The 22732-nt window shown below is 59.8% G+C and carries 20 protein-coding genes; 2 read left to right on the top strand and 18 right to left on the bottom strand.

All coding sequences use genetic code 11. The features are described 5' to 3' along the window. Positions 1–3: 3 nt before the first annotated feature. The 9 genes from DVS29_RS34515 to DVS29_RS34475 all read right to left on the bottom strand — a co-directional run bounded on the left by DVS29_RS34515 (position 4) and on the right by DVS29_RS34475 (position 9124). Positions 4–333 carry a DUF1330 domain-containing protein gene (locus DVS29_RS34515; protein WP_118185452.1) on the bottom strand — a complete coding sequence of 110 codons (330 nt, stop codon included), beginning with the start codon at positions 331–333 and terminating at the stop codon, positions 4–6. A gap of 24 nt (positions 334–357) precedes the next feature. Then, positions 358–1077, bottom strand: coding sequence for an ABC transporter ATP-binding protein (locus DVS29_RS34510; protein ID WP_118185449.1), 720 nt, complete (start codon positions 1075–1077; stop codon positions 358–360). After that, positions 1071–3089 (bottom strand): branched-chain amino acid ABC transporter ATP-binding protein/permease, encoded by a 2019-nt coding sequence (locus tag DVS29_RS34505; RefSeq protein WP_205962578.1) that lies wholly within the window; start codon positions 3087–3089, stop codon positions 1071–1073. The genes DVS29_RS34510 and DVS29_RS34505 overlap by 7 nt, the downstream gene beginning before the upstream one ends. A gap of 2 nt (positions 3090–3091) precedes the next feature. Beyond that, positions 3092–3961 carry a branched-chain amino acid ABC transporter permease gene (locus DVS29_RS34500; RefSeq protein WP_118185445.1) on the bottom strand — a complete coding sequence of 290 codons (870 nt, stop codon included), beginning with the start codon at positions 3959–3961 and terminating at the stop codon, positions 3092–3094. A 16-nt stretch (positions 3962–3977) separates the two neighbouring features. After that, positions 3978–5153 (bottom strand): ABC transporter substrate-binding protein, encoded by a 1176-nt coding sequence (locus tag DVS29_RS34495; RefSeq protein ID WP_118185443.1) that lies wholly within the window; start codon positions 5151–5153, stop codon positions 3978–3980. Between the two features lie 59 nt (positions 5154–5212). Next, positions 5213–5962 carry an SDR family NAD(P)-dependent oxidoreductase gene (locus tag DVS29_RS34490; RefSeq protein ID WP_118185441.1) on the bottom strand — a complete coding sequence of 250 codons (750 nt, stop codon included), beginning with the start codon at positions 5960–5962 and terminating at the stop codon, positions 5213–5215. A gap of 35 nt (positions 5963–5997) precedes the next feature. After that, positions 5998–6984, bottom strand: a complete 987-nt coding sequence (locus DVS29_RS34485; protein WP_118185439.1) for a quinone oxidoreductase family protein — start codon at positions 6982–6984, stop codon at positions 5998–6000. A gap of 37 nt (positions 6985–7021) precedes the next feature. Continuing rightward, the gene (locus DVS29_RS34480; RefSeq protein ID WP_164708053.1) at positions 7022–7813 is read right to left on the bottom strand and encodes an SDR family NAD(P)-dependent oxidoreductase; all 792 of its coding nucleotides are present in this window, start codon (positions 7811–7813) and stop codon (positions 7022–7024) included. A 90-nt stretch (positions 7814–7903) separates the two neighbouring features. Then, positions 7904–9124: a CaiB/BaiF CoA transferase family protein gene (locus DVS29_RS34475; RefSeq protein WP_118185437.1), complete on the bottom strand. Its 1221-nt coding sequence runs from the start codon at positions 9122–9124 to the stop codon at positions 7904–7906. Between the two features lie 207 nt (positions 9125–9331). On the opposite strand from DVS29_RS34475, the gene DVS29_RS34470 reads away from it, so the two are divergent. Together DVS29_RS34470 and DVS29_RS34465 are read left to right on the top strand one after the other, a co-directional pair. Beyond that, positions 9332–10291 (top strand): LysR family transcriptional regulator, encoded by a 960-nt coding sequence (locus DVS29_RS34470; protein ID WP_118185435.1) that lies wholly within the window; start codon positions 9332–9334, stop codon positions 10289–10291. Positions 10292–10462: 171 nt separating this feature from the next. Beyond that, positions 10463–11302, top strand: coding sequence for an HTD2 family dehydratase (locus tag DVS29_RS34465; RefSeq protein WP_118185433.1), 840 nt, complete (start codon positions 10463–10465; stop codon positions 11300–11302). A gap of 44 nt (positions 11303–11346) precedes the next feature. Here the strand turns inward: DVS29_RS34465 and DVS29_RS34460 are convergent, their stop codons facing one another. The 9 genes from DVS29_RS34460 to DVS29_RS34420 all read right to left on the bottom strand — a co-directional run bounded on the left by DVS29_RS34460 (position 11347) and on the right by DVS29_RS34420 (position 22444). Beyond that, positions 11347–12336 (bottom strand): zinc-dependent alcohol dehydrogenase family protein, encoded by a 990-nt coding sequence (locus DVS29_RS34460; protein ID WP_118185431.1) that lies wholly within the window; start codon positions 12334–12336, stop codon positions 11347–11349. A 209-nt stretch (positions 12337–12545) separates the two neighbouring features. Beyond that, positions 12546–13796 carry an NRAMP family divalent metal transporter gene (locus DVS29_RS34455; RefSeq protein ID WP_118185429.1) on the bottom strand — a complete coding sequence of 417 codons (1251 nt, stop codon included), beginning with the start codon at positions 13794–13796 and terminating at the stop codon, positions 12546–12548. Positions 13797–13812: 16 nt separating this feature from the next. Then, positions 13813–15057, bottom strand: coding sequence for a CoA transferase (locus DVS29_RS34450; RefSeq protein ID WP_118185427.1), 1245 nt, complete (start codon positions 15055–15057; stop codon positions 13813–13815). A gap of 48 nt (positions 15058–15105) precedes the next feature. After that, positions 15106–15597, bottom strand: coding sequence for a MaoC family dehydratase (locus DVS29_RS34445; protein ID WP_118185425.1), 492 nt, complete (start codon positions 15595–15597; stop codon positions 15106–15108). Between the two features lie 40 nt (positions 15598–15637). Further along, the gene (locus DVS29_RS34440) at positions 15638–17137 is read right to left on the bottom strand and encodes a sugar ABC transporter ATP-binding protein (protein ID WP_118185423.1); all 1500 of its coding nucleotides are present in this window, start codon (positions 17135–17137) and stop codon (positions 15638–15640) included. Further along, on the bottom strand, positions 17121–18236 hold the full coding sequence (locus DVS29_RS34435; RefSeq protein WP_118185421.1) for an SMP-30/gluconolactonase/LRE family protein: 1116 nt from the start codon (positions 18234–18236) through the stop codon (positions 17121–17123). Before DVS29_RS34435 ends, DVS29_RS34440 begins: the two co-directional genes overlap by 17 nt. Before the next feature lies 1 nt (position 18237). After that, positions 18238–20427: an ABC transporter permease gene (locus DVS29_RS34430; protein WP_118185419.1), complete on the bottom strand. Its 2190-nt coding sequence runs from the start codon at positions 20425–20427 to the stop codon at positions 18238–18240. An 8-nt stretch (positions 20428–20435) separates the two neighbouring features. Beyond that, complete coding sequence (locus tag DVS29_RS34425; RefSeq protein WP_118185417.1) at positions 20436–21482, bottom strand: sugar ABC transporter substrate-binding protein; 1047 nt, start codon at positions 21480–21482, stop codon at positions 20436–20438. Continuing rightward, positions 21479–22444, bottom strand: coding sequence for an ABC transporter permease (locus DVS29_RS34420; RefSeq protein WP_118185414.1), 966 nt, complete (start codon positions 22442–22444; stop codon positions 21479–21481). Before DVS29_RS34420 ends, DVS29_RS34425 begins: the two co-directional genes overlap by 4 nt. Positions 22445–22732 lie beyond the last annotated feature (288 nt).

Here is a 22732-nt window from a genome sequence, read left to right as displayed (position 1 = left end):
GCTTCAGGTCGCACGATGCGCAGGTTGATCGGGGGCTACACCCGCCAGGAAATACAGGTGGCTGCGCGCCGACTGGAACCGATAGTCGATAATTTCCTGGTAGGCCTCTGAATAATAGAAATTCTTGGCATGCTGTCGCGTTTCGAATTCGAGAAGCACCACGCGCTTCACGGTTCTGCCGCCTTCTACGACCTCGGGGTCCCCGCCTGCGATCAGGAACGTGGCGCCGTATCGTTCGAGAACAGGGCCTACACGAGTCATGTACTCCGAATAGAACCGCTCCGAATCCGTGACATCGAGTTCGGCAAAGATGTACCCCTTAGACATGTCCATCAAGAAACCTTCAGGTTGAGTTGTTTAGTGCCCGCCGAGATATGCAGAGCGGACCGCTGGATTGGCTTTCAATTCATCCGACGGTCCGTGCAGTGCAATGCGGCCGCTTTCCAGCACATAGGCGTAGTCAGAGATTTCGAGCGCGGCGGCAGCAAATTGCTCGACGAGCAGCATGGTGACGCCCTGTGTTTTGAGCCGTTCGATGATGCGAAACACTTCTTCCACGAGAATTGGTGCGAGTCCCATGGACGGCTCGTCAAGCAGCATGATCTCGGGTCTGAGCATGACCGCCCTTGCCATCGCGAGCATCTGCTGCTCACCGCCGGAAAGCGTGCCGGCGAGCTGAGTACGCCGCTCCTTGAGGCGCGGAAAGAGATCCATCGCACACTCCAGATCGCCCGGAATATCACCTTTGCTGCGACAGCCGGCGAATCGGCAAAATGCGCCGAGTTTCAGATTGTCGAGAACGCTCAACGTAGGAAACACGCGCCGCCCCTCCGGCGAATGCGCGAGGCCGTTGCGCGCAATGCGATATGCGTCCCACCCGGTCACGTCGACGCCGTCGAGCAGCACGGCCCCTGCCTTTGGCCGGAGCATGCCGGACACGGCCCGCATCGTCGTCGACTTGCCGGCGCCATTCGAGCCGATGAGGCTCACGACCTTTCCTTTCTGCACCTCGAACGAAACGCCGTGCAGTACTTCCGTCGGCCCATACCCCGCACTCAAATCTGCGACCTTCAGCATGACGCCTCTCCGCGAACGATCTCCGAGTTTTTGCCGCGTTCCGCTGGGTGCTTGAGCACACCGGCATCGTGCGACGTTTCGTGCCCAGCGTCGGAACCCAGATAGGCAGCGATGACCTTTGGATCGCGCCTGACGTCGGGCGCCGCGCCCTCCGCGATCTTGTGGCCGAAGTCCAGCACCGTAACGCGATCACAGAGGCTCATCACGACATCCATGTGGTGCTCGATGAGTACGACCGAAATACCGCGTTCGCGAATTTTCCGAATGATCGCGACGAGATCCGGGAGCGCCGCGGGGGGCAGCCCGGCAGCGGGCTCGTCGAGAAGCAGCAGGCTCGGGCCAAGCGCGAGTGCTCGTGCGATTTCTAGAAGTCGCATGCGTCCGTACGGCAGACTCGATGCGCTATCAAAGGCCGCGTCGTCCAGCCCGACGAACTCGAGCAGGGCAAGCGCATGCTGTAGAGCTTCACGAGCTTCGGTACGGTAGCGGCGCGTGTTAAAAAGAACGTCCAGCCATGACGAACCGAAGGTGTGATGCAAACCGACGAGCACGTTTTCAACGCTCGTCATCTCGCCGAAGAGTTGCACATTCTGAAACGTGCGCGCTATCCCTGAAAGGGCGATGGATGATGAATGCCGGCCGCCTATCGACGCTCCGCGCAGGTGCACCGTGCCTGCACTCGGCGAGTAGACGCCACTCAGCACATTCATCATGGTGCTTTTGCCCGAGCCGTTCGGACCAATCAGCCCGTGAACCGTGCCGCTTGCGACGACGAGATCCACTCCGTCCAATCCTTTCAGGCCGCCGAACTGCATGACAAGCCCTTTGGCCTCGAGCAGTGGTTGCCCCGTCAGTCCGTTCCGTACCGATTGGATTGCTTGCCGCGCCCCTGCGGAGCGATCAGCCACACTGTCACGCAACGGCATGGGGCGCCAGCCTCTCGCCATCTGGAGGACGTAACCCATGATGCCGTCTGGCAGGCAATAGACCACGCCTAGAATCAACAGGCCAAAGATCGTGAGGCGCTGTTGGGATATATCGTTCAGCGTGAAGGCAAAGACGACGAAGGCTGCGAGCGCTGCGAACGTCACGGCCAGCTGCTTTGTCTTCAGTCGCCGGCGCACTGCGCTGCAGCCCAGATACACCACCGCCGCAGCGGCGATGAGGACGGTGATCTCGCGAAACAAGGTCACGTCCGATAGAAGACCAGGCAGCCCGACCACCACCGCGGCACCGACGATCGCGCCCGAGCGCGTCCTGCGGCCCCCGAGCGTGATGCCTAACAGGAATAGTGTCGCAAGCTCGAAGTTGAACGTATTCGGCGCGATGTATTCCTCCGAGAAGGCGTACATGCCACCCGCCAGCCCCGCCAATGCGGCACTGGCAACGAAAGCAAGTACCTTGAAGCGGAGCACGGAAACGCCCATGCAGTTTGCGGCAACCGGACTTCCACGCAGCGCGACGAACGCACGGCCGATGTGCGATCCGAGAAGCCGCGTCACGCCGACGAGCGTCAGCGCGACCACGCACAGCGTGAAGTAATAGAAATCGACTCCCGTCACCTGATGTCCGAGCACGACTGGCTTGAGCACCTGCAACCCTTCTGGCCCATTGGTCAGGAAGTCCATCTCGTTGAGCAGGATGCCGACTATGGTTCCAAACGCCAGGGTGACCATTGCCAGATAGGGTCCCGTCACGCGTAGCGCGGGGACCGCAAGCAAACTGCCGATAAAGGCGGTAATCGCCATGGAGGCCGGCAGCACCGCCCAGAATGGCAGTCCGGCCTTCGCTAGCAACAGGCCAGTGCTGTATGCGCCCACGCCGAACAGTCCAGCGTGACCGAGCGATATCTCTCCGGTGTAACCAATCACGATGTCGAGTCCGAACAGCAATATCGCGTAGATGCCGATGACGGTCAGTTGATGAACGTAGTAGGGGTTTTGCACGAGCCAGGGGAACACCGCCAACGCGATCACCAAGGCTGCAATCAGGAGTTTCATGGGGCGGTCCATGTTCATACCTTCTTGACAATCGTCTTGCCGAAAAGACCCGCAGGCTTCACCGCCAGCACGACGAGCAGCAAAACGAGCCCGGGAACATCCTTGTATCCTGTGGAGATGTAGTAGCCTGTGGCCGTCTCTGCTACTCCGATGATGATCCCGCCCACAACGGCGCCCACGCCAGACGTCAACCCACCGATGATCGCCACTGCGAAAGCCTTCAGCCCCAGCGACGCGCCCATTCCCGCGCCTGCGAGCGTCAGAGGCGCCACCAGAACGCCGGCGAACGCCGCGGTGGCGCAAGACAGCGCATATGAGAAGGTAATGACGAGGCCCGTGTTGATGCCCATCAGGCTCGCAGCGCCGCGATCAACGGCAGTGGCTACAACAGCCTTCCCGAAGATCGATCTGCGGTTGAAGACCTCGATTGCGAGCATCATCGCGAGTGCGCCGACGACCACGACGATCTCCATCGGCAGCACATTCGCTCCTCCGAATTGCAACGGGACTTCTGGCACCGGAGAAGGGAATTTGACATTCTCCTTACCCCAGATATTCTCGGCTACGTTTCTGACGATGATGCCGAGCGCAATCGTTGCCATGATCCAGCCTTCAGACTTGCGCTTGAGCGCCGGCTGCACTGCAACGCGTTCAACCACGACGCCGAATAGCGCGCCGAATATCAGCACGGCAGGAATCATCAGCCAGTAGTTGACGTGTCCCACCACCGAGAAGCCAACCAGTGCACCGACCGCCAACGCTTCCCCGTGTCCAAAGTTCAGCGTCTCGGAAGTCGCGAAAGTTAGTTGGTAGCCGAATGCGACAACCGCATAGATCATCCCGATGGCACAGCCGCTAAATAGGATTTGCAACAGGACGTTCATGAGCGCGCTCCCGGTCTCACTTGCTTTCGCTGACCTTGATCACTTCGCGATTCGCGATGGTCGCCATGAATGCCTTCGACGAATCCTTGAAGAGCTCGTGATTGCTCTTCGAAAAAGGCTTGTCGTAGGTCATCAAAACCCCGTCAACCTTGACGTTGAGGTTTTCGAGCGCGTCCTTCACCTTGGGACCATCGGTGGAGCCCGCCTGCTTGATCGCAGCCGCCAGCAGGTACACGGTGTCATAGGCGGGAGCTGCCCATCCCAGTGCCGCGATGCGCTGGACTTTGTAGGTCTTCTCGTAGTTCTGGACGAAATCCTTCCCCTTCTGGTTCGCCGCAGAGGCCACGAATGTCTGCGGGAAAATCGCCCCTTCCGCATTGGCGCCCGCAGTGTCGATGAAGTTCGGCATTGATAGCGTATGGCTGCCGATCATCGGCACCTTCCATCCGAGCTTCGTCATGCCGTTAGCGATCTGCGCAAGCTCGGGGCCTACAGCGTAGGTGAGAATGACCTCGGCTCCCGCGTTCTTCGCACGCAGCAACTGTGGCGTCATGTCGACGTCGCCGATATTGAATTTCTCGGTGGCAACGGGCTTTACTCCCCGCTTGTCGAGTGCGGAAACCAGCTCTGCACGTCCGAGCTGGCCATAGTTCGTCGAGTCGGCGAGAATCGCCACCTTCTTATAGCCACGCCGTCCGACCGCCTCTTGAGCAATCATGTCTGCCTGAATGTTGTCGGGCAGTGAAACACGGAAGATGTAGTTGTCTGCGTATTGAGGCGGCGCGAACATCTTCGTCACTTCCGTTCCCGTCGGGCCCGGCGTAATGACCGGAATCTTCGCTTCCTCATAAAAGCGGGCACTTGCCAGCATGACGCCGGTATTGATGATCCCGACACTCGCGACGACGTGCTCGTTGTAGATCAGTTCCTGAGCGACCTGCGCGCCGCGCTCGTTCTTTGCCTCGTCGTCACGCTCGACGAGCTGAATCTGACGGCCTAGCACGCCGCCGCCGTGATTGATCTCGTCGACGGCCAGGCGAACGGCGTCGCGCATCGAAATACCCATCGGACTGGAGCCGCCGGTAAACGGCCCTGACAGGCCAATCCTGATCGGCTCCTCGGCGTGCGCGGAAAACGCGATTGCGATACCGAAACCCGTTGCGATCAGGCATGTCTTCAGCTTGATGTCCATCTTCGTCTCCTCCAATACGGAGTATTTGTGCGGGGGCGTGCGATGCGCCCACTTCGTCTTTAGTGAATATGCAGGCCGCCGTTCACGTCCAGTACGACTCCTGTGACGTAGCTCGACAGGTCGCTCGCGAGGAAGAGGAATGCATTCGCGATATCGAGCGGCAAACCGAGTCGACCCATCGGTGTGCTGTCGGCGACCGCCTGTTTGCCGTCGTCCGTGATCTTTCCTTGCAGCAGTTCGGTGTCGATGAGTCCGGGCGCCACCGCGTTGACGCGAATTCCGTCCGGCGCGAGCTCGCGCGCCATCGCTTTCGCGAGCGTCTGCACCCCGCCTTTGGCCGCCGCATAGTGCGGGCCACCCAACACACCGCCGCCGCGCTGTGCGGCAATCGATCCCATGCAGACGATGTTGCCGCTCCTGCGTGAGCGGAAGTGTGGAACGATCGCGCGCGACATGTTGAACGCACCGCGCAAACTTACGTCGAAGACCAGGTCGTAGTCATCCATGGTGCTATCCATCAGACGTTTCGCCTGACTCACACCAGCGTTGTTGATGAGGATGTCGATTTTCCCGAGGTCCGCGATCACCTCTTCCACGACTACCTTGCAGCGCTCGGCATCGCGCACGTCGCATGCGTATCCACGATGCGCGTCGCCGATCTCGCCAGCGGCGCGGCTTGCAGCGGCGCCGTCCAGATCAAGCAGCGCGACACGCGCTCCTTCCTGCGCAAACCGTTGCGCAGTTGCCCAGCCGATCCCGCGCAGCGACGCGGCGCCAGTCACGATTGCGATTTTGTCTCTCAGCAGCATGAACTCCTCCTATATATCAATGAGGCTCGTGTCGCTCACGGAATCAGAACGACCGAACCTTGTGTTTTTCCTGCCGCAAGGTCGGCGTGCGCCTGCGCGGCATCGTGCAGGGCATAGGTATTCCCGACCTTGATCTTCAGCTTGCCTTGTCCAACCAGATCGAAAAGCGCCTCGACACCCGTCCGGAAATCATTTGCATCCGCCGTGTACTGGCTGACGGTGGGACGCGTCACAAACAGCGAGCCTTGATTACGCAACGACATGAGCGAAATGGATCCCGGATCGCCCGACGGCCAGCCATAGGACGCGACGAGCCCAAACCGCTTCGCGCACTGAAGCGATCTGTCAAACGTCTTCACGCCGATGCTCTCGTACACCACCGACACCCCTTGTCCATCAGTGGCGCCCTTGACGACCTCCACGAAGTCTTCATCCGGAATCAACACGGGATGCGGGCAGCCGAATTCCCGCAGCAGCGCGACCTTCTCCGCCGTGCTAGCAGTGCCGATGACCTCCACCCCGAGGTGTGCGAGCCACTGGATAAGGATCAAGCCGACGCCGCCCGCCGCCGCGTGGACCAGCGCGGAGTCGCCCTTGCCGATCGTGCGCAGGCGCGTAGCCAGATACCAGGCGGTCAAACCGCGAAACAGTGCGCCAGCGGCGATGTCCGCGGGCATCTCAGGGTCCGGCAGCCGGATGACACGTTCCGCTGGCACGATCCGCTCCTGCGCGTAACTACCCGGCACAAAGTACAGATACGCGACACGGTCGCCGCGTGACACGTGGTGCACCCCGTCGCCAACTTCTTCAGCGACGCCCACGGCGGCAAAGCCGATACCCGTGGGCAACGTGGCAGGCAGCAAGCCACCGCGAATCTGCGTATCGATGAAATCGACACCAATGGCTTCGTTCCGCACCCGCACCTCGTTGCCTCCGGCGTGCCGCACCGGTTCGTCGGCAAGACGCATTGCTTCGGGTCCACCTGTCGCTTCCACGACGACTCGTTTGAAGCTCTCGCTCATTTCTTCTATCCTCGCTACTGTTTCAGGACCGCTCGACTTATTGCGCCGTCCACCCACCGTCCACAAGGACGCACGTGCCGGTGACCATCGCCGCAGCGGGAGACGCAAGATAAACCGCAGCTGCGGCTATGTCCTCGACCTTCGCCATATGGCCCATAGGTATCTTCGAAACCAGAAAGTCGAGCTTCTCCGGGGAGTCGACGATCTTGCGCACGAGCGGTGTATCGACGAACGTCGGACCGATGCTGTTGACACGGATGCCAGCGGCGGCAAGTTCCACCGCCATCGCTTTGGTCAGACCTTCAATGGCATGTTTGTTCATGCAATAAACTGTGCGGCTAGGCGAACCGATGTGTCCCATCTGCGAAGACACGTTGATAACGACTCCCCCCCTGCCTCGCCGCGCAGGGTCCTCGAGCATCTTCCGCACGCTCGCCTGAGATACGACGAACGTCGCACGGACATTGAGATTGCTCATGAAATCCAGATGCGCATCCGTCACTTCGAGGAAAGGCTCGGGGATATTGGTGCCGGCGTTGTTGACCACGATGTCGAGCTGGGGCAGTTCACGAATCAGCGCGCGCACGGCGGTCGCGTCGGTGACGTCGCATTCGCACACGGTTGCTCGGCCGCCGGCCGCGGCGATTTGCGCGGCAACGGCTTCCAGTTCGTTCCGGACCAGCGAGACAAGAACCACCTCCGCCCCGGCCTCGGCCAGTGCGGCAGCGATGGCAGCGCCGATACCAGCGCCAGCCCCTGTGATCAAGGCGGTCCTGCCGTCGAGCCTGAACATGGGCAGGATTGGTGTAAACATCTCAGCAGTACTCATTGTCTCGTCCTGAAAACTAAGAATATCTTTCCGGTTATATAAGAGCGATCGCGACATCGAGGTCGCAATCGTGGAGCCTCGCACTACACGTCAGATGATGCCGCGGGCGGACGCAGCCACTACATCCTCAGGAGAAAGTCCCAGCAAACCGCCATACACCGACTCGTTGTCGGCTCCAAGCGCCCGACCGGCGTGCCGGAACGTGGGCGGAGTATCCGAGAGCTTCGGCAACGGCGCAGGAAACACGAGATCGCCCGCTCGCGGATCGTGAATGTGGATAAGATTTCCTCGCGCCTTGTACTGTTCATCCTCGAAGATTTCCTTGATGGAATAAATCTGCGCACAGGGCACCTCGCCCGCGCGGGTTTTCTCGAGGACTTCAGTCAGCGAGTGCCTCCCCATCCAGGCCGAGACCACCGTATTGATGTGCTGGCGGTTTGCGACACGGATCGCACTCGTCTGGAAGTCGCGCGCGAGTTCGGGGCAGTCCATCACGTCCGCGAGGCGATGGAACATCTTGTCGTTCGTGCAGGCAAGTGCCACCCATTCGCCCGTGCGCGTCTGGTAGTGACTGTGCGGAACGACATTCACGGTATCCGCCCCCATCCGCTCGCGCACCGTGCCGTACTTCGCGTAGGCGGGCGCGATCTCGTCCAGCAGACGGAATACAGATTCATAGAGGCCAAGATCGATGAACTGTCCCTTGCCGCTTTTTTCGCGGGCACGTAGTGCCGTAAGGACACCAATGGCCCCCCACATTCCGGACACGTAGTCCGCCATCGAGGTCGAACCCGGAACCACAGGAGGTCCATCGGCCTCTCCAGCAAGCCAGGACAGCCCCGCAAACGCGTGCGCAATCCGCGCGAAACCGGGTTCGCCGCGTTTCGGACCGGTTTGACCGTAGGCGCTGATGCGCAGCATCACCAGCCGCGGATTGATCTCGCGCAGGGCTTCGAAACCGATGCCCCATTTCTCCAACGTGCCGGGCCGAAAATTCTCGAGTACCACATCCGATTTTTCGACAAGTTGCTTGAACAGCGTCGCACCTTCAGGCTTGCGAAGATCAAGCGTAATGGTCTTTTTGTTGCGAGCCTCGCTGAGCCAGACAAGGCTGTCGCCGCACTCGGTCGCCGTACCGAACTGGCGCAGCGAATCGCCGCTGCCGGGTTGTTCGATCTTGATCACTTCCGCACCGAAGTCCGCAAGGATCGTTCCGCAAAAGGGTGCGGCAACGAAGGTCGCAATATCAAGCACCCGTAGTCCGTCAAGCGCGCTCGCCTCAGAGACGTGTCGCTCTGCGGGCGGCAGCATCGACTGCTGCAACGGAGTATTTGTCAAGGTCGTCCCCAAGTTCTCAGAGTTAAATGAGCAAGTGCCACTGGGGATACTGTAAGGCCGATCGAGTGAACTGATAATCGCGTTTGTCGTGTCGATTGTGCAGTTTCGCGATACAGTAACTGCTCTTTCCGCGATATCGACTCCGTGCGAATTTCCTTCCTCGTTCGAACCAGTCAGACCATGAAACAACTGTCGAAACCTCTCAGCGCGCTCAACCTCCGGCTGTTGCAGACGTTCCTGCTGGTAGGGAAGCAAAGCAGCTTCCGCATCGCCGCAGAAAAGGCCTATCGTTCGCCATCCGCAGTCAGCGCGCAGATCCGCCAACTGGAAGAGCAACTGGGCGTCGCCCTGTTTCACCGGACCACGCGTAACGTGCGACTGACCGAGGAAGGCGAGCAGCTTCTCGAATGTGCGCAAAGAGCTCTGCTTGAAGTCGAATCCGGCCTGCGCAGGATTCAGGAATCGGCCGACATCAAGCGCGGGCGTGTGGCGCTTTCCTGTTCGCCCACCATCGCTGAGACACGCCTCGCCCGGGTTCTTGCGGCATTCGAAGAGGACTACCCTGGAATCGAAGTCTCGGTTCGCGAACTCACGTCCAGCGCCTTGTTCGAGAGTGTGCGCAAGCGTGAAGTGGATTTCGGCATCGGTCCCGCGATCGATACGGTCGAGTTTGAGTTCGACCCGGTGCTCGACGACCCGCTGTATGCGCTCGTGCCAAAGCGATTCATTACCACGAGCAAATCCACTATCCCACTTGCCGCGCTCACCAACATGCCGCTTCTCATGCTGAACTCGGCGACGGCGCTGCGCGGCATGGTCGACACCGCCATGCGCGAGCGCAACCTGTCGTTTTCGACGCGCTATGAATTCGCCCAGGCCCAGACGTTGATTTCGATGGCCTCGGCAGGGCTCGGTGCCGCTATGCTGCCGAAGGTCGTGCTGCCCGCAAAGTTGCATTCGTCCACGTACGCCCTGCGCATCACCAGCCCAACGCTGACCCGTCAGGTATCGGTGATCACGCTGCGCGGCCAGAAGCTCTCGCCAGCCTCGCTGCGGCTCGTCGAATTGCTGAAGCAACTGATACCGAATTCCGACGAACGCCGCGAGCGCGTACCTCACAGTGGGCGTCTCGATATCTGAGGTCAGGTATATCTCAAACCGCAGAGGTCGGGTCGTGCCGAAAAACTGCATAATCGGCGCGATATGTTGGATTGTCTCCTCGCTCATTTTTCGCTAGATTGGCTCGATGATCGATCTGAAACCGGGCCGAATGTGTCGGTCACCGGTGCGACTTGAACAGGACGTTACGGTATGAGTGATCTGGACATTTCAAAACTGCGCGAATGGATCGGAAAGTATTCCGACGACAACGACGAACTCTCCGTTCGGCACGCGCGCCTGATGGCGGCGACCATCGGTTACGACGCAACACCGATCGAAAGAGGCGCACCACTCCCGCCCCTCTGGCATTGGATCTACTTTCTTTCCGCCCTCCCTGAAAGTGAACTGGGACGTGATGGGCATCCGCAGCGCGGCGGCTTCCTTCCTCCGGTGCCGCTTCCCAACCGGATGTGGGCAGGCGGACGCGTGAAATTCCTGATCGACCTCCCGCTCGGTTCGGAAGTGAACAAGCGGTCGACCATCCAGTCCGTCGAACATAAACATGGGCGTTCAGGGGACCTGGTGTTCGTCACCGTGCGACACGACGTCTTGCTCAACGGCGAACTGGCGATCTCCGAGGAACACGACATCGTCTACAAGGGGGCCTCCGTCGGCGCGCCCCCTAGGCAGGATGTGACGGCCCTCAAGCCGGATCATCACGAACCGTTTCTTGCAACCACCACGACGCTGTTCCGGTACTCCGCACTCACATTCAACGGGCACCGGATTCACTACGATCAGGACTACTGCCGCTCGGTCGAGGGGTACCCCAACCTCGTCATACACGGCCCGCTGAACGCTACGCTGCTCGCTGGTTACGCACAGCGCCTCGCCGGTAAGCAGCTAAAGTCGTTCGAATATCGCGGCGTACAGCCTGCATTACTGGGCAATACCGTCACTCTGAATGCGATTTGTACCGCTGACGGCTTTTCGCTGTGGGCCGGCTTGCCCGATGAGCAGATCGCGATGCGCGCGGAAGCCAGCTTCTAGTTCGGCGACGGGGCGGCGGACCAGCCACAGCCCCGTCGGCTTCATCAGACCGAGACGATAATCTTGCCGACCTGATTACCCGCCTCCATGTAGCTGTGTGCATCCCCAATCTGATCGAAAGTGAATACCCGGTCGATCGCGGGACGCAACGCCTTCGTCGACAGGCCACGCGTGATAAATTCCTTCGCTTCTTCGATCCGGCGATCGTCTTTCGTGATCTCGAAAAGCTCGTAACCACGTACCGTCAGATGCTTCGACAGCATGTCCATGACAGGAACGGTGAGGTCACGGGCGTCGAGCGCGCCGTACTGATAGAAAATGCCTTCGTACGACAGTGCCTGCATCAGCGAGCGAGCGCCCGGGCCACCAACCGGGTCGAAGGCGATGCGTGCCCCCTTGCCGTCCGTGATCTCCATGACGCGCTCGACCAGATCCGGTGCATTCGCCAGAAACGCATGAGGGGCTCCCGCGGCACGCAGGGAATCCAGTTTGGCGGGGCTGTTGGTCAACGCGATCGGTGTCGCTTTCACCATGTTGGCAACCTGAATGGAAGCCAGACCAATACTGCTCGTGGCTGCCCCGAGAAGGACCGCGTCGCCCTCACCCAGTCCGCCCATGTTGATCAATGCACCATATGCGGTGGTGAACATCATCCATGTCGCGGCGGCCTCTTCGTAAGTCACGCCGTCAGGCACCTTGACGACCGCCCGCGCGGGAACGTTCACCACTTCACCGTACATGCCGTAGTCAGCAAACGAGAATGCGGGAATCACGCTGACCCGGTCGCCGGCCGCAAACCCGCTCACGCCCGAGCCTACTGCGATGATGTCACCGGCCGCTTCGTAACCTAGCTTCGCCGGAAACTCCGGCTCGATCACGTACTGGCCGGTACGGAACATGATTTCCGCACGGTTCACACCGAGTGCCTTGACATCGATCTGTATCTCATCGGCCTGCGGTGCCGGGACATCGACCTCGTCGAATTGCAGCACTTCCGGTCCACCGACACGATGAAAACGAACAACCTTTGACATGAGTTCACCTCTTCTTGAACAATAACTTCGACCGCGAATCTCGCGATTGCGCTGCGTCGATCCTGTCAGTCACTTTAGGTCTCGGCTTCGCGTGAATAAACAAGCCATCGAATAATTGTTTGTTATTGCGCTGATAACAATGACTCTTCATTCCCTTTCATCACAGGAAAGCATTGCGCCTGCGCAGAGGCACGGGCACGGGCACGCAATCAAATGCTGGTGAGCCACCCGGCAAGAGCGCCGACCCAGCCAAGTGCGCAGACTGCACAAGTCAGGGAGACAAGCGCAAACTTGTACGCACCTCGGGGTCGAGCCTCCTGCGGCAGCGCGCGGCCCGCAAGCACGAGCAGCAGCCCGAGCACGACAGGCAATAGCAGCGCGTTGACGACCTGGGCGCCGATGTTGAGCCACACAAGATCGGGCACGGCCCACACCAGCGCCGCACTGCCCGCAATCGCGAGTGCATAGAAGCCATAGAACCACGGTGCGAGTTGCGGGCGCAATTCAAGCGAACGCCGGGAACCAGCGACCTCGCCTACACCCGATACAAGTGCGAGCGAAGCGACAATCGCTGCGACCATCGCCGCTCCTAGCACGCCCACGCCGAACACAAGATGCGCGACTGTAGTACCGAGTGCGGGGACGAGGGACTGGCTGATTTCTCCAACGCTATCGAGCGACGTGTGCGCAGCGATGCCGCCCAGTGTCGTCACAGCCGCAATCAGCACCGCCGCAGTCAACAGTTGCGTGAACAGAGCGCCCGCCGCAGTGTCGATTCGAGCCGCCGTAAGATCCGTCGGACTCAGGCGTCTGGCTGCGACAGCCGCATGCTGAAAGAACACCATCCACGGATTGAATACGGCGCCGATGAGCGCTGCCGTCAGATACAGGAACGCGTTATCCGAGAGCGGATAGTCGGCAGCTTCACCTGCAACTGCTCGCCAGTCGGGATGGGCCGTCCATGCGACGACAAAGAAAGCGAGTTCGAACAGCCCGATCACGAGTGCAGTCCGCTCAACGCGTCGATACGCGCCGGTCGCAATCACCGCGAGAAGCGCGAGCGCTGCAGCGGGCAGTGACATTGCCCGCGACAAGCCAACCATCTCACCGATGCCCGCGACCGCGGAAAACTCCGTGACAAGCGTGCCGGTGGCCGCGACCCCGAGCGTGGCCACCGACACCCACGCCCATCCCGTTCCAAAGAACTCCCTGACGAGCGCTCCATACCCCCGTCGCGTATAGACGCCGAGGCGCACGGTCAACTCCTGAATCAGGTAGAGCGGTACGATGAGTACTAGCAACAGTGGCAAGAACCGATAGCCCCATTGTGCACCGGCCTGTGCCGCGGTTACGACGTTGCCTGCGTCGGCATCGGCAAGCATCACGAGCAGCCCCGGTCCCCATACGGCGATCCGGCGAAACGCGTGTCGTAGCTTCGCCGACTGGAGGGTTCGGCTCATCGATTCTCGACTTCCACTACCAGCCAGACGTCACGGTCGGGTCTTTATCCGCGCCCGCCACGATCCCCTCGTCGTGCAGCCTGCCGATTGAGGGCGAATCGAGTCGCAGCACGTTTGCGAGGATCTCGTCCGTATCCTGTCCAAGCAAAGGTGCGGGGCGCACCGGGTTCCGTGGGGCGCCAGAGACGCGGAGCGGTGTGCCTGCGGCCAGATGCTTTCCCACGCCCGGCGTGTCAATATGTTCGAACACCGGGTTTTTCGCGCTCACGCGCGCGTCCGACTCCACGAGCTCGCGCACAGTTCGATATAAGCCCGAGCAGACGCCAAACCGCTCAAACACCGCATTGATCTCTGCGAGCGGACGACTTTCGCACCACGCGCGCACGACCGCCGCGATCTCCTCACGTGCCTCGTAGCGGCTCACCTCATTTCGCAGATCCAGCCCGCGAGCGCGTTCGATCCGTTCAACCTCACGCTCCATGCCACACGCCGCGACCAGCGCTTTCCATTGGCCCAGACTGATTGCAGCCACCATGATCCGCTTACCGTCCGCCGTGCCGAAGTCCAGCCCGAACGCGCCGTAGATATGGTTGCCGACCGCAGGGCGCTCCTGTCCGAGTAGCTCCGCTTCCGCAGTGGCGCCAAGGTGCGCAAGCACCGAAAACGCCACATCCGACAAGGCAATGCGTAGCTCGGAGCCCTCGCCCGTGCGGTGACGCGCTCCCGCTGCCGCCAGCACGCCGAATGCGGCCTGATAGGCGCAGGCGACGTCCCACGCGGGCAATACATGATTGACGGGCGCGCTCACCGAACCTCCACCTGTCACCGAGGGATAACCTGTTGCGCAGTTGACCGTATAGTCGACGGCCGACGAACCGTCGCCGTTGCCCTGAATGAGGCAGGTGATCACGTCACGACGCTGGCTTGCCAGCAGATCGTGCGCGAGCCACGACGTGGCGATGTTGGTCAGCAGGACACCCCCGTCCGCATCCGGCGCCGTCACCAGCGCCTGCACCAGTTCCCGCCCCTCGGGCCGTCGCAGATCCACCGCGATCGAACGCTTGCCCTTGTTGAGTCCGGTCCAGTACAGGCTCCGCCGGCTGGGCGCGAGGGGGACGCGCCCATAGTCGATGCCACCGCCGATCATATCCACGCGGATGACATCAGCCCCATACTCCGCGAGCGTGAGTCCAGCAAGCGGCGCCGCGATAAACGCGGAGCTTTCTATGATTCGCAGTCCTTTCAAAAAATTGTATGTCACGGTCCAGCCTCTTGGGGTATCAACGTCAACGATTTTTCTTGCTGTGATTCAGCACGCCGGAGAGGGTTCGCGCGGCACCAGGCAACTGCGTTCGAACCGCATGAAGATCGTGCCGTTCTGGTTGAACGCCTCGGTCACCACAGTGACGATGCCTTGCCCAGGACGCGATCTGCTTTCGCGTACATCCTTCACCTGAGAGCAGGCATAGACCGTATCGCCCGGAAAGACTGGCGACAGCAGCTCGACCTGCTTCCACCCGAGATTGGCGATCGCGTTAAAACTCACGTCGTCAACCGTCATGCCGAGCACAATCGCGAGCGTGAGACCGCTGTTCACCAGCGGCCTGCCAAATTCAGTCTTCGCGGCAAACGCCGAATCGCAGTGCAGCGGATGCCGGTTCATTGTCATCAGACTGAAATTGATGTTGTCGGCTTCCGTTATTGTCCTGCCTGGCCAGTGATGGTAAACATCACCGACGACAAAATCGTCCAGAAATCGCCCGATTTTCGGTTGCTTCGTCTCTATCGAGAAAGTGGCCATGTTTTGCCTCTGTGATTAATAGCGGTCGAGGTGCGATCGATCAGTGCACGGCTGCGTACATGATATTTTCCTCAGTGACGTCATGACTGTTGAATTCTTCGACGATGCGACCTTGCCGAGCCACAAGGATGCGGTCTGACAGGTTCATTACCTCCGGGAGGTAAGACGAAATGACGACGACCGCGAGGCCATCATCGGCGAGCCGGTTTATCAACTGATGAATCTCCGCAATGGCGCCCACATCCACGCCTCGCGTAGGCTCGTCGAAAATTACGAGCTTCGGCCGCTGGCACAGTGACTTGGCGATCACCACCTTCTGCTGGTTGCCGCCGGAAAGTTCGACCACCCTCGCGTTTCCATTGATGGCCCGGATGTTGATAGCCTTCGTCCATTCCTCCGCGAGAACTTTCATTTCGCTCTGGCTGACGGTTACCGCACGGTGGGCCTTGCCCGCGAGTTGCCCCATGTAGATGTTTTCGGCAATGGATTTCGTTTCGAAGAAGCCGTCGAGCTTGCGGTCCTCCGTGACGTAGACGATGCCGTCATTCACCGCCGGGCGCGGGATTCGGTAACGCGTGGGCTTACCGTCAAAAATGACCTGCCCTCCATGGAAATGGTCGCGTTTTACGACCCCGGATACAACCCGCATCATTTCCGTCCGGCCCGAACCTATCAGCCCGAATACGCCCGTCACTTGCCCGGAAAACACGGAGAAAGATGTGTTGCGAACCAGCTTACCCATCGAGAGATTCTGCACACTCAGGATCTTGCGTCCTCGAGCCCTGATTGCGCGCCCACCGCCCGGCTTGCCATAAAGCTCGTTCGACAGCGTGCGGCCCACCATCGCCTTGACGATGCCTTCGCGATCGAACTTCGATGCGTCGTCGGTCACAACAAGCTCGCCGTCACGAAGAATCGTGATGCGGTCTGAAATCGCCAGTGCTTCTTCCAGCGCGTGCGTGATAAATACGATGGTGGTGCCCTCGCGCTTCAGCCTGTCGATCAGCGAGAAGAAGTGTCCCTTCTCCTCAGGTGTCAGCGTAGCGGTTGGCTCGTCGAAGACAATGACCTTGGCTTTGTGATGTACCGCACGCGCGATCTCGACCATCTGCTTTTGCGCCGCGCCAAGCTGGCTCACGTTCAAGGTGGGATCAACAGGAAAATTCAGTCCCTGCAAGAACTGCTGCGCGGAGATGTAAAGCCCGCGAAGACGGTTGAACATCTTCTCGTTGCCGAGATACAGGTTCTGCGCGACGGTAAGCGAGGGCACAAGGCTCGTTTCCTGGAACACCATCGCCACGCCGGCCTTGAGTGCCTCGTGTGGCGAATGGAACTTGACCATCTTCCCTTCCAGCCGAACCTCGCCCGAGGTCGGTTCGACGACGCCCGCCATCATCTTCGTCATCGTCGATTTTCCGGCGCCATTCTCTCCGAGCAGCGCATGAATCTCGCCTTTGCGCAGTTGCAGGCTGACGTTCTTCACCGCGGGCACCTTTCGATACTCCTTGGTAACGCCAATCATTTCAATGACGGGCTGCATGGAGGCTCCCCCTGTTGTGAACCGTATCAATGGCGAGAATCGCGTTCCCTCCCCTTGATGTGACGATTGCGCGACCGTTCAACTCGGCGACGCTGGTGACACCGTGGCGTGCACCGTCGGCGCGGCTATGGAAGCTCTCAAGCACCTCAAAATTCCGGTCGAGCTTCACGACCAGTCCATATGAACGTGTTGGTGCCCATGGTTTGAGGATGCCCATACGCTTCACGCCGCCACCTTGCAACGGTTCGAGAAACGAATCGCCACTGCGCAGCGCCGGCGCGATCCAGAACTGCGGCGCGACTTCCTCCATCATGCGACGGCGATAGGCGCTCTCGCGCAAGACAAACTCGATGAGCTGACTACGTGGCGCGAAGAGGCAAAGCCAGTACCCGTCCGGCGCCTTCACGATCCGGGAGGGGTAAGCGGGCAGATCGGCCAGAATCGTGCGAGGCCGTCGCGCTGCCGCGAGTTCAAACGAGAGCAGCCGATGACGCCACGCCTCCGATACGACGAGTTGCCCTTCATCAACCATCACTCCGGCCGGAAACGCCAGTCCGCTCGCTATCTCAGTGCAGCTGTTCTGCCGGATATCGAGACGCCAGAGGGAGCCACTCGCGCCTTTCTCGAGAAGATCCTTGGCCCACCTCCTCGCTCCGTTCGACGACGAGCCATTCGAGACGTAAATGTCATCTCCGCTGCCGAGGGCGATCGACGTCAGGCAGGTCAGGCGGCGATCCGACAGCATAGTGAGCGTTTTCGGCTTCTCTCCTTCCTGCCAGACAGCGACGTGCCCGTTTGAGAGGCACGCCGCAAACCGACCATCGAAGCGCGACGCGAGGGCGGTGACTTCGGCGGCGAACTCTTCGACCCGCTTCGCTTTCTGCGTTCCGTCATTCATGCGATACAGGCCGCGCCCAGAAGTGAAGTACGCCCTGTCGCCGCAAACCACGAGGTTGTCGGGCTCATCGATCTGTTCAACGAGATCGGCCGCATCGAGCAGAGAGTTCGGCAGCAACGGACCATCCATCGCGGGAATGGTCACCGCAAATTTTCCTCGCCCGAAGAAGCGATCGGCAAGATTCATCAACGGATTGGACATATCAGGCCCTCCAGTAACTCGCGTGCGCCGTCCAGTCCGGATCGGCGTTATCGAGCCTGAATCTCCCGACGCGATTGTTTGTAATACCGCCGATGTACAGATAGCCCTTGTTTTCCCGCATCGACGTGATCATTGGATGGTTCTCGCCACCGAAATCCCATAGCGAATCCACGATCTCTCCCTGGTCGTTGAACTTGACGATGCAGCCGGTGTTGATATTCGGCACGATCCATTCGTCACCCGGCAGTCTGCGGGTCATGCGCTTGCGAAATCCCGGCATCTTCATCGCGACCTCAAGCGCCGGACCACGCATGCCCATGATCGCGAGCCAGTACGTTCCGTCTGACGCGCGGTTGATGTTGTCGGGATATCCCGGCAGATCCGAAATCAGCGTCTCAAGCTGTCCGGCTTTCGGACCTGAAATCCAGTAGCGGTTGATCCTGCACATCCAGCTTTCCGCGAACAGGATCGACTGGCCATCGTGGGACAGGCAGACGCCGTTCGGGAACACAAGCTTGCCGATCAGTGTTCTGGTTTTCTTCGTCGCGGGGTCGTAGCAAATGAGCCGTCCGTTGCCCCGGCCTTCGAGCGCATCGGTGATCCAGCCGGCCATGTCGTAACGGATCGTCGCCTCCGAGAAATAGATCTTGCCGTCGGGCGCAATATCGACGTCGTCGGCGAGGCGGAAGCGCGAATCGTCGATGATCGAGAACCACGAACGGTTGGTTTCATCGGTAAGCTTGCGCACGACACCGTGCGGGTTCACCGCGTACACCCCCATCCCACCGACGCAGCTGACGAGGTCACCCTCCTTGTTGAAAGCCATACCGAGCGGATGCCCGCCAATATGGCAGAACACCTCGGAGCGCCGATAGTCCGGCGCGAGGAAGCGCACAATGTCACCGTGTCGCGTCCCCGTATAGAGGTTGTCGTCCGAATCGAAAATCACGTCTTCCGGACCCTCGACTTCACCCAGACCGATAGCCTCCGCCGCGCGCAGGCGAGTATTGAGCGCGTAGTTGGTTTGTGCTTCGACCGACGTGTCCGGGCATACCGGAAGCTTCACAAACGTCGGTGAAACGTAGAACTTGCCGAGGACCTTGTCCCGGTTCTTCAGCCATCGAACATCTATCGCCACCGCGACCGCAAGGATCACCCCCATGACCGCCTGCCCGGATCCGCTCACCAGTCCGAGACGAATGACGCCTGTGGTCACAATCATGACGGTCACGGCACCCATCAGTGCCTTCGCGGTTGAACTGCGCCCACCACCAAGGCTGTTGCCACCGAGGATAGCCGCGGTAAGCGCCGACACTTCAAGGCCAACGCCAGCATCGGTATTGAGACTGCCAAGGCGCGCCGCGTACAGGAAGCCGGCCACTCCAGTCATCACGCCGGATATCACGTATGTCGAGCACACCATGGAGCGTACTGAGAGACCGACGTTGTGCGCGGAACGACGCGACCCGCCCACTGCCAGGATGCGCCACCCGGGCCTCGTGCGGCTCAGGAAGACGTGGACCGCGACTGCAACAACCATGGCCACGACCAGGCTGAAAGGCAGCCCGGCAATCGATCCGCTGCCGACGTAGTCCCATGCAGCTGAATCGTACGAGCCCGACGAGATTGGCACTGAATACTTCAGGAGCGCCATATCGACGACGGCGCGCACGATGATCAGTGTCACGAGGGTAGTCAGGAAAGCACGCAACCTCAAGAACCCGACGAGCACACCGTTGACTGCCCCAACCAGCGCGCACGATGCGACTGTCGCGGCAAAGGCAACCGGAAGGGACCAGTTCAGCAGGTTGAGCCCGGCCAACGTGACCAGATTGGCCAGCGCGAAGTTGGAACCGACACTCAGGTCGATCCCCCCTCCCGCGATCACGATCATCATTCCCATGACGACCAGACTGAACTCGCCGAATTCACGCGATGTCGCAGACAGACTGCTGGGATCGAAGAAGCCTGGAAGCAGATGCGAAAACACCCATACCGTGACAAGCAGAAACGCGAAGGGCGCTGCGTTGTCGATCCACTTTTTCGACAGAATCTCACCGAGAACGTGGTCGGGAAGCCAGCGATAACGAAGTTTCGCGAGCAGATCCGAACGCGCGTATCGGGTCCTTCCCTCGTCTGGCTTCTGGCTGGCGTCCACCCTCGCCTCTGCTATCTGGGTTGCTGTTTCCATACCGAACCTCAACGGATGTCCTTGAGCGCGTAACAAGCTGGACTGCTGTTCACGTTGGCCTGCGTAATGACGGTCAGATCGCTGAACAACTGCGCCTTGGTCTTTTCTGGCGCAGGCTTCACCTGCAACAGGTAGCGGATCATGTCGTTGAGATCCCGGCCTTGACCGGCCGCGTTATAGCTGATGTACGACGAGAATGTTCCGTCCTTCACTTTGTCGCACATGCTTCGCTCGCCGCCACCGGATGTGAACACGGCAACCTTGCCCGTCTTGCCTGCCTGCTTCACGGCTGCTGCCGATCCGATGTCCTGTCCATCCCATCCGCCAATGACGGCGCAAACGTCCGGATTCTGCTGCAGCACAGTGGCGGTGATCGCGCGTGCCTTGCTGGCGTCCGTATCGGCAGATTGGTCCGAAACCACCTTCATCTCCGGATGCTGCGCGAGAACGTCCTGGATCCCCTTGTTCTGGTAGACATTGGATGCGGCTGTCAGGGTCAGCTGTGTCACCGCGATCTTGCCGTTACCACCGTGCGCCGGACTGCACTTGTCAACGGCGAGGTTGGCCAGTACTTTTCCGATTTCGACCCAGTCCGGACCGACAAAGGCCTCCGTCTGCGCCACGGATTTCAGATTGATCTGGACTACGTATATTCCCTCCGTCTGAGCCCGCTTCAGAAGATGCGAGTACACCTGGACGTCAGGGTTCTGAACAATAAGGATGTCCGGCTTCTCGGTGATAGCCTGGGTCAATGCCTGCGCACCCGCCTCCGTCGACCAGTTCGGATCGCGGACCTCAAATTTGTACCCAAGCGCATCGGCCTGCCTTTTCATTTCGGCCGCCCACGCCTGGGTCAGATCCAGTCCCATTCCGAGCGGAATAAACACGACTCGCTTTCCTTTGAGCGCATCATAGTAGGAAGCGCGCTGGGGATCGTCGTAGCCATTCAATGCCCACGCCGCCATCGTTTGAAACGCCATCAGCGCAACGAAGAACGCTGCAAAAAATCTCTTCACTTTCGTCTCCTGAATGAACTTCTGTTTGAACGCTTTCAAATGTCACCCTGTTGCGCGGTCTGCTCGTCGCGGGGATTCAAGATGCCGTCGGCAATGATGGCCGCGAGCAGAATCAGGCTCTTGATGATGTTCTGGATCGTGTAAGGGATATTCAGAATGGTCATGCCGTTCAGCAGAATCCCGATCAGCAGCGTTCCTACGACTACGTTGCGGACGCCACCTTTCCCGCCGCTCAAGCCCACGCCGCCCAGGACGACAACAAGGATCACGTCGTAGACGAGCGTGGAATTCACGATCCGAGTATTCATGCTCGATACAGAAGTCGCTGACACGATGCCCGCCACAAAAGCCATACCGCCCGAGATGACGTACTGAAGCAGCAACATTGGACGAACAGGAATGCCCGTGATACGAGCGGCGGCCAGATTGTCCCCAATGGCGTAAAAGAACCGCCCCGCCTTCGTCAATCTGAGCACCAGTGCAATGGACGCACATGCGAGGCCAAACAAAACGACAGGCGTTGGAATGCCCGCGACCCGGCCGCTGCCTGCATGCGCGAGGGCAAACTGAGCGGGCATGTACACGGCATCCGCTGTAACGAGCTGTGAATGCCCGATTCCGTAGATGAACGTGCCCATCGCCAAGGTTGCGAATAGCGACGGGATCTCGATATAGGCAACGAGAAATCCGGTAAGCAGCGACATCGCTACCGCAAAAAGAAATCCAGCTGCAACAGCGCCGAGCGTCGTCGATCCCGAAGATACGAGACTGAACGACCACGCGACCGAGATCGCCATGATGGAAATCATCGAGAGATCGACGCCACGACCGACCACGACAACGGCCATTCCGAGCGCGAGAATGCCCAGCACAGAGACGTCCCGGATGAGCTTGAGGAGGTTGTCGGGAGAGAGGAAGTTGTTCACGGTAAAGCTGAATGCCGCGAACAGGAGGACTGCGAGAACGAGCACGATGCGCTCTTGCTCAAGCTTGAAAGCCATGCTGTGTTGTCTCCATGAAGGCACCGCCAGTGCGCCCACGTTTTACGAATCGACGGACGCCTCGACGTACTTGCTTCGGGTCACCCATCGAGATCATTTGATCTCTGTTGGCAGCAAGAGTAGCCGCACCGGATAGATAAATGAAATTAAATAACTGAAATAATCATTCTGTTTTTTAGAATTATCGTGTCCGGAATCGAGTAGGGTGAGGGGTTACCCCCTCAGCCCTCTCACACCACCGTACGTGCGGTTCCGCATACGGCGGTTCAGTTCATGCTCTGGAGGCGA

It is taken from the genome of Paraburkholderia phosphatilytica (genome assembly GCF_003443895.1).
GTDB lineage: Bacteria > Pseudomonadota > Gammaproteobacteria > Burkholderiales > Burkholderiaceae > Paraburkholderia > Paraburkholderia phosphatilytica.
The sequence above is the reverse complement of the archived record's forward strand: the minus strand, read 5'-3'. Positions and strand labels throughout refer to the sequence as shown.

What these genes read in the sequence shown, in the direction of transcription:
- DVS29_RS34475 (WP_118185437.1), bottom strand. Translation starts at nt 9,124, where the DNA reads ATGCTGCCGCCCGCAGAGCGACACGTCTCTGAGGCGAGCGCGCTTGAC.
- DVS29_RS34490 (WP_118185441.1), bottom strand. Translation starts at nt 5,962, where the DNA reads ATGCTGCTGAGAGACAAAATCGCAATCGTGACTGGCGCCGCGTCGCTG.
- DVS29_RS34455 (WP_118185429.1), bottom strand. Translation starts at nt 13,796, where the DNA reads ATGAGCCGAACCCTCCAGTCGGCGAAGCTACGACACGCGTTTCGCCGG.
- DVS29_RS34420 (WP_118185414.1), bottom strand. Translation starts at nt 22,444, where the DNA reads ATGGCTTTCAAGCTTGAGCAAGAGCGCATCGTGCTCGTTCTCGCAGTC.
- DVS29_RS34485 (WP_118185439.1), bottom strand. Translation starts at nt 6,984, where the DNA reads ATGAGCGAGAGCTTCAAACGAGTCGTCGTGGAAGCGACAGGTGGACCC.
- DVS29_RS34440 (WP_118185423.1), bottom strand. Translation starts at nt 17,137, where the DNA reads ATGCAGCCCGTCATTGAAATGATTGGCGTTACCAAGGAGTATCGAAAG.
- DVS29_RS34465 (WP_118185433.1), top strand. Translation starts at nt 10,463, where the DNA reads ATGAGTGATCTGGACATTTCAAAACTGCGCGAATGGATCGGAAAGTAT.
- DVS29_RS34480 (WP_164708053.1), bottom strand. Translation starts at nt 7,813, where the DNA reads ATGAGTACTGCTGAGATGTTTACACCAATCCTGCCCATGTTCAGGCTC.
- DVS29_RS34430 (WP_118185419.1), bottom strand. Translation starts at nt 20,427, where the DNA reads ATGGAAACAGCAACCCAGATAGCAGAGGCGAGGGTGGACGCCAGCCAG.
- DVS29_RS34460 (WP_118185431.1), bottom strand. Translation starts at nt 12,336, where the DNA reads ATGTCAAAGGTTGTTCGTTTTCATCGTGTCGGTGGACCGGAAGTGCTG.
- DVS29_RS34500 (WP_118185445.1), bottom strand. Translation starts at nt 3,961, where the DNA reads ATGAACGTCCTGTTGCAAATCCTATTTAGCGGCTGTGCCATCGGGATG.
- DVS29_RS34510 (WP_118185449.1), bottom strand. Translation starts at nt 1,077, where the DNA reads ATGCTGAAGGTCGCAGATTTGAGTGCGGGGTATGGGCCGACGGAAGTA.
- DVS29_RS34495 (WP_118185443.1), bottom strand. Translation starts at nt 5,153, where the DNA reads ATGGACATCAAGCTGAAGACATGCCTGATCGCAACGGGTTTCGGTATC.
- DVS29_RS34505 (WP_205962578.1), bottom strand. Translation starts at nt 3,089, where the DNA reads ATGGACCGCCCCATGAAACTCCTGATTGCAGCCTTGGTGATCGCGTTG.
- DVS29_RS34435 (WP_118185421.1), bottom strand. Translation starts at nt 18,236, where the DNA reads ATGTCCAATCCGTTGATGAATCTTGCCGATCGCTTCTTCGGGCGAGGA.
- DVS29_RS34515 (WP_118185452.1), bottom strand. Translation starts at nt 333, where the DNA reads ATGGACATGTCTAAGGGGTACATCTTTGCCGAACTCGATGTCACGGAT.
- DVS29_RS34470 (WP_118185435.1), top strand. Translation starts at nt 9,332, where the DNA reads ATGAAACAACTGTCGAAACCTCTCAGCGCGCTCAACCTCCGGCTGTTG.
- DVS29_RS34445 (WP_118185425.1), bottom strand. Translation starts at nt 15,597, where the DNA reads ATGGCCACTTTCTCGATAGAGACGAAGCAACCGAAAATCGGGCGATTT.